This is a genomic window from Carnobacterium sp., from assembly GCF_040274425.1.
This window is the reverse complement of the sequence record NZ_JBEMBC010000173.1, coordinates 1-1,495: the sequence shown is the minus strand read 5'-3', so window position 1 is coordinate 1,495 and position 1,495 is coordinate 1. Positions and strand designations below refer to the sequence as shown.

Below are 1,495 nucleotides of genomic sequence, written 5' to 3'. Positions count from 1 at the left end.
CAACGCTCTGTAATTCGCATTGAATCCTTTACACGGCTACAAGCAACCCCTATTCCTCCAAAAATTTTGTATAATCAGTTTTAGAAATCTACCAACACTAAAAATTATAGACCCAAAATTTACTGTCTAAATTATCTGCGAATGTAAAATAATATGTGAACCTAATGAGCTTGAGAAGTCCCATGGTTTTACGAGAGGGATTTTTCAAGTTCTTTATATTTGAGTTAATGGATGTTCTTGAGGATATGTTATACTAAAACAACTAGAGGAAATGACATAAATTATATAAGATGAAGTGAGTGAGGGCAATGGCGAAATACAAAAATGTCGCAGATGAATTACGGAAACAAATTAAACAAGGGAATTACCCAAAAGGCGGTCAATTGCCCAATCAAAACGAATTAGCAGAAAAATTTGATACAAGTAGAGTCACGATAAAAAAAGCACTAGATTTATTATCAGTCGAGGGTCTGGTTTTCTCAGTTCAAGGTTCTGGCACATATATCAAAAAAAATATTGCACAGATATCTGATACAGGAATTAAAATCGGACAAAATATTGGTTTAACTCATCAAATAGGAGAACAGACCGAATTAGTTAATAAGGTACTGGCTTTTAACGTTCGATTTCCAAGCGATGAAGAATGTGAACAATTAATGATCAAAAATGAATCTCCGGTATATGAAATCAAGCGATTAAGAGTTATTAATAATAGACCTTATTCGATAGAATACTCATTACTTCCTGTAGAACTTGTACCAAACATAACTCCTGCTATCTTAGAGCACTCAGTTTATGATTACATTCGCCAAGATGTTGGGCTGGTTTTTGGTGGGAATCAGCAGTTTATAAAGGCTGCTCCTCCTAATGAAGAAGACCGACAGTATTTAAATTGTAAAGATAATGAACCCGTTCTAGAGGTTACAAAAGTCATGTTTCTTGAAAATGGTAGACCTTTCGAATATTCAAAAGTGAGGCACCGTTATGACATGGTAGAAATGTGCTTTAATAATACACAGCATGAGTAAAATTTAATTAAAATAGGGAATAGATTCGAATAATTAAACCGATAAACTTCGAGTCTGCATCCTATAAATAAGATTAGAAATAAGTATATTGAAAATCAGAAGAATATCTCTTGAATAAATTGGATTAATTTTTAGAAACTTAAATAAAAATAGTTGACAATTTTGTAGAAAGCATGTAAAGTTATAGGAGTTGTTAGAGCAAGTAACTTTCAAAAATATGAATAAAAATTCTTTTTAAATAATTTTTATTAAAAAGTTATTGACATTTAAAAAATAACTTGTTATTATATAGAAGTTGCAACGGACTGTTACAACACACTTTAGACCTTTGAAAACTAAACAAAGTAAGATGAACCAAATGTGAGGGTGACTCAGCAGTGCTGAGTCAATAGTAACAAAATTAGTGAATAATTATTCGCTAGCAATCAATATGAGCTTCAAGCATCATTTTATATGAGAGTTTGATC

At 31.6% G+C, this 1,495-nt stretch carries 1 protein-coding gene; it reads left to right on the top strand.

Annotation, left to right across the window (positions count from 1 at the left end):
* Positions 1 to 308 precede the first annotated feature (308 nt).
* Positions 309 to 1,028, top strand: coding sequence for a GntR family transcriptional regulator (locus tag ABS911_RS15085; protein ID WP_350468229.1), 720 nt, complete (start codon positions 309 to 311; stop codon positions 1,026 to 1,028).
* Positions 1,029 to 1,495: the final 467 nt, after the last annotated feature.